This window comes from Rhodococcus sp. T7 (assembly GCF_009872365.1).
In the GTDB taxonomy this organism is placed as follows: domain Bacteria; phylum Actinomycetota; class Actinomycetes; order Mycobacteriales; family Mycobacteriaceae; genus Rhodococcus_F.
Genome location: NZ_WXYH01000139.1, coordinates 1 through 4,694, shown reverse-complemented (window position 1 = coordinate 4,694; position 4,694 = coordinate 1). Strand labels below are relative to the sequence as shown.

Sequence of the window (4,694 nt, the reverse complement as noted above, 5' to 3'; positions counted from 1 at the left end):
CAACTCGGCAGCAACCAGATCGAGGACCACGCAATCAGTATCGTCCATCTGTCAAGCATGTGCCGTTGCAGTACTAGTGGCCATGCAGCCAGGTGATGAGTCGGGGCAGTGCCCGGTCGAGCCATTCCGGGCGCCGAAAACTGAGCAGTGCGATTCCGGGCAGTGGAAAGCGCTGCGTCGCGACTGCTCGAGTTCGCGTGAACTCGAGCAGGCCCTCGGGCCCGTGAATGCGGCCGAAACCGCTGTCGCCCCGACCGCCGAGTGGAAGTGACGCGATTGCGGCGAATCCGAGTACCGAATTGAGTGAAACCTGCCCGGTGTCAAGGTCTCGCGCGATTCGGGATGCCTGCCGACGTGAGAAGACCGAACCCGCGAGGCCGAACGGCACGTCATTGGCCAAGTTGATTGCATCGTCCAACGAATCGACCGTGGTCACGGTGAGGGTGGGACCGAAGGTCTCCTCTTGGATGGAGGACGAAGTGTGCGGAGGATCAACCAGGATGATCGGTTCGATGTACCTGTCACCGATGCTGTCGATTCCACCCATGACTGCTTGGGCACCTTCGGCGAGTGCATCGCTCACGTGGCGCCGGACGAGGTCGATCTGCCCGGGCATGGTCATCGGCCCGTACGACGACGTCGCGGCGCAACCTGGGGAGACGTCGCGGAGGGCGTCCTTGAGTTCGGAGAGGAACCGGTCTCGAATGGAGCGCTCGACGTAGACACGTTCGATTCCGACACAGGTCTGGCCGCTGTTGCCCATCGCACCGAAGGCAATGGCCTCCGCGGCTGACTTGATGTCGGCGTCGGCCGCGACGATGGCCGCGTCCTTTCCGCCCAGTTCCATCACGACGGGAACCAGGTTCTCCGCGCAGGTGGACATGACCTTTCGTCCCGTAGCGGTTGATCCGGTGAAGGCGAGTTTGTCGATGCCGGCACGGCACAGTGCTGCGCCGGTTGCGCCGTCTCCGGTGACGAGGGTGAGGACGCCTCCCGGTGCCTGCGGGTTGGCGGCAGCGAATGCGTCGACGTACCAGCGGGCGACGGCAGGGGTGTATTCGCTTGGCTTGAAGACCACGGTGTTGCCGGCAGCGAGCGCGGTCGAGATCGAGCCGTTGGGGGTGTAGAGCGGGTAGTTCCAGGGGCCGATCACGCCTACGACACCGAACGGGACGTGCTCGACGTGGGCTGAAAAGTTGCTCATCAACAGCCCTGGGCGGCGCTTCTCTCGGCCCAGGATCTTTGAGGCGTGCTTGGCCGTCCACGTGATGTGCTCGAGGCTGAGCAGCAGTTCGAGCGCCGCATCGGCCCGCGGTTTACCGTTCTCCCGGTGAATCAATTCGATGATCTCGTCCGCGTGCGTCGCCATGTAGCGGCGCCAGGCGAGAAGGGCCACGCGACGTCCGCTGAATCCTTGTGCGCCCCACCAGTGCGATGCTGCGCGTGCACGGTCGGTGGCGGCACGGACCTCGTCGGCGTCCATGATCGGCAGCGAATCTATGAGCTCGTCAGTGGCAGGATTGCGGCTGTGTAGTTGCGTGGTCACCGTGCCGCCTCGTTCACTCTCGTCTTCTGCGTCGGAGGCGGTGTGCGGTGCCCCAGGGTGGGAACGTCGAGGGGACGGGGATGGCGGCTGCCGAAGTGATCGGACCACGATCGGTGCGGACGATGTGGCCGCCACGCCTGGAAAGTGAGATAGCCCTTGATGAGGGGTGGCACAGTGCTGCGGTACACCGCGGGGGGATCGGGGAGTTGATGTGTGGCACGGAGCTTTCCGTCGAACATTGCCAGTAGAACGTTGTCGGAGTGTTGGCGCAACGGACCGGGAAACCAGCGGTCCTTCCAATCCAAGAGCAACTGATCGACCAACGCTCGTCCGCCGTCGGTGTACTCATATCGATCCTCGTACTTCAGGGTCCAGTCCAGGAAAGCGTCTCTGCTGCCGGGTACGTCGAGCCCCATGTACTCGCCCACGCAACGCCAGAAGTGATACCGGGACAGTCGCTCGTTCTCGGTGAACAAGTCGATGCCGAGATGATCGACGACCCGATCCGGCTCGAAGGCGAGCGAACCGAGCGTGTACAGCTTGTCGTCGTCCGTGATCCCGAATCGGGCGTGGATCTGCTCCATTCGATCGATCACGCTGCGCCCGTTTGCGCTGGAATGACCGTGACGGAGCATCTCGCCGAAGAACAGCAGCGTGTCGTCGTTACGTCGGCGGACATCGTTCATCATGTCGCCGGTGCCCTTGCGGTAGACGACTCGCGAGATCGACGGGATGGCGACCTGTCGAGCAAACGCAACAGTGTACGCGCCGTGGGCAAATATCGCGTCGCCGTACCGCACTTCCAGGCTCAGGTGGGTCGCTTCCTCGTTGTCCCGAAGGGGGTCGAGTTCTTCGATGCGCCGTCCGATTGCTCGACCTGTCACCAGCCGGCGAGACATCAGTGCTGAGTCTGCCTTCATGTCGTTCCTCCGAACTTGAGCCGCGAGTGCCGGATCAAAACTGATACGACACCGTTCCTATATTGCGAGGATGCAACTAGGAACGGTGTCGTGTCAAGATGTAGTCATGGTTACATCAGTCGTGCGCCCGTACCGGGGTGTTGATGCCGAGACTCGACGCAGTCAACGTCGTCAGCAGCTGCTCGAGTCATGCCTCGCTGTCGCTGCCGAGGACGGGGTAGCCTCGGTCTCGGTCGAGGCAATCTGCGCTAGAGCCGGGCTGTCGAAGCGGTACTTCTACGAGAGTTATCGCGACCGCGACGCCATCCTTGTGGCCGCACTCGACGGTGTCTTCGCGCAGCTGAGCGGGCAGCTCGCCGACCAGCTCGAGATCTGCACCTCGATCCGGAGTCGGGTGGCTCTTACTGCCACCGCGCTGGTGGAGGTGTTCAGTGCCGATCCGCGCGCAGCTCATCTCTACACCTCCGCTCCGGCCAATCCTGCGCTCGAGGCACGTCGCCGGCAGGTTGTCGACGAGTTCACTCCGGTGCTCATACGTGAGGTTCTCGGCGCTGATCCGTCAGACCTTCGTGCCCGAGCCATCACCATGGTGATGGTGGCAGGCACGTGTGAAGTCCTCGATCGCTGGCTTCGGGGCGACCTCGGCTTCACCAAGGGTGAGTTCATCCAGACGCTTACGGACCTCGGACAGAGCCTGGCCGACTCACTGTGACGATGACCAGGCCATTGCCCGAGGCGGCCCGGAGTGGAAGCGCGTTGCTAGGTGGCGACGTTCACGAGCTCGCTCGTCCAAACGACCGTGGCTTGCTCTGGCCCGCTATCTGCTCGTCAGTGGCTCCGACGAGCGCCGGATGCGAGAGATTGGTTCGCAACCAGGACGCGATTCGGGTCCACTGCTCGAGCACCGTGCTGGCGGGGGTCGATTGGAGGAGTTCGAGAACCTGCTGTTCTGTGGGGGTATGGAGGATCGCTTTGATAGCGGCGATCTCGTCAGGAGCGTCGCCTCTCACGGTTCCATCGGTCATCGCACAACGGTGCCACACATTGCAGATGTGCTCGCGTAGGTTTTGCACTGCAGCGTGGTATCACGAGGAATCATCCGCGATGCTGCCCGCAAGTGGATGGCTGAGTGGTCACCGATTGCTGATCGATACGGGCCTGGGGATCGAGAGCCTTCGCCGTGAAACGTTGGATGCATGAGACGCGCAGTTCGCATTCGGGATTCGGTGTTCGATGACGTTCGACGTCATGTGCGGTCCCCGGCCGTCGCGTAGCTCCGGAGGGCACCGTCGCAGTGCTCGCGGTGATCGTCGTGCTCGGCGAGGTGGGGCTGCTCGGTGTTCGCAGTGCCACTGCGCGCGCCTCCGGTGGCGGTTACGAACTCACACCCACCTATCTCCAGATCGCGCGCGCCGGCCTGGACGTGCCATGGAACCTCACGGTCCGCAAAGTCGGTGGCTTCGCCGAACCGGTGGTGATCGTCGTCGAATCCGACTACTTCGACATCGTCGAGAACCAGGGCTGGACACCGGAGCCCTCCGCCGAGACCAGCGACGCCTCGCGCACCTACATGACACTCGATCCGCGGCCCGGTGACACCCTCACCCTCGGGTTCGACGCCTACATTCAACCGTCAGCCCGAATCGGCGCGCCGGGCTCGGTATCGATCTTGGAGAAGGGACACGACGTGGTCACCCTGGAATTCCCCACCTGGCTGGTGCCCTGATGGAGATCGTGATCCGAGCGACCGTCCTGTTCTTGTTCCCCTGGGTGATCACGCGGATCGTCGGCCGGTCGACGCGTCGTGGACCGCCCGACGGAGTGGCCGTCACGGCGTCGGCGTCGGCCTGTCCGTGCTCGGCGCAGGACTGCTCGGAGTCAGCGGATGGCTCGGTGGTCATCTGTCCTAGGCCGCCGGAGTCGGCGTCGACACCACCGCGTTTTCCACCCCTGCCCTCGGACTGGACCGACGCGGCCCGCGGAAACAGCCCTGACCGGCAGGGCATGCTCGCCCAGCTTGTCCGCCGAATGACGATCCCCATCGCGGCTTTTGTGCTCCGCAGGTTCTGCCGACGTGGCAGCGTATATGTCTGTGGCGACCGATTCGACAGGAGTGTCCCGGACGGACAGGTAAGTGGGAGGACAAAACCAGACCGCAGCCTACTGGGTGTTCGCGGTGCGGCAGCGTCGTGTAAGCAGAGAGCGAGTAACCATGAACTCACCCTCAC

At 63.4% G+C, this 4,694-nt stretch carries 4 protein-coding genes; 2 read left to right on the top strand and 2 right to left on the bottom strand.

What is annotated here, in order from left to right:
- Positions 1-73 precede the first annotated feature (73 nt).
- Positions 74-1,546: an aldehyde dehydrogenase family protein gene (locus tag MLGJGCBP_RS16005; protein WP_160096803.1), complete on the bottom strand. Its 1,473-nt coding sequence runs from the start codon at positions 1,544-1,546 to the stop codon at positions 74-76.
- Positions 1,543-2,466 carry an oxygenase MpaB family protein gene (locus tag MLGJGCBP_RS16000; RefSeq protein WP_160096801.1) on the bottom strand — a complete coding sequence of 308 codons (924 nt, stop codon included), beginning with the start codon at positions 2,464-2,466 and terminating at the stop codon, positions 1,543-1,545. Before MLGJGCBP_RS16000 ends, MLGJGCBP_RS16005 begins: the two co-directional genes overlap by 4 nt.
- Before the next feature lie 106 nt (positions 2,467-2,572).
- Here MLGJGCBP_RS16000 and MLGJGCBP_RS15995 point away from each other — a divergent pair, with 106 nt between their 5' ends.
- Entirely contained in the window at positions 2,573-3,178 is a 606-nt protein-coding gene (locus MLGJGCBP_RS15995) for a TetR/AcrR family transcriptional regulator (RefSeq protein WP_160096799.1), read from the top strand.
- Between the two features lie 582 nt (positions 3,179-3,760).
- On the top strand, positions 3,761-4,192 hold the full coding sequence (locus MLGJGCBP_RS15990; RefSeq protein ID WP_201453086.1) for a hypothetical protein: 432 nt from the start codon (positions 3,761-3,763) through the stop codon (positions 4,190-4,192).
- The last annotated feature ends 502 nt before the right edge of the window (positions 4,193-4,694 follow it).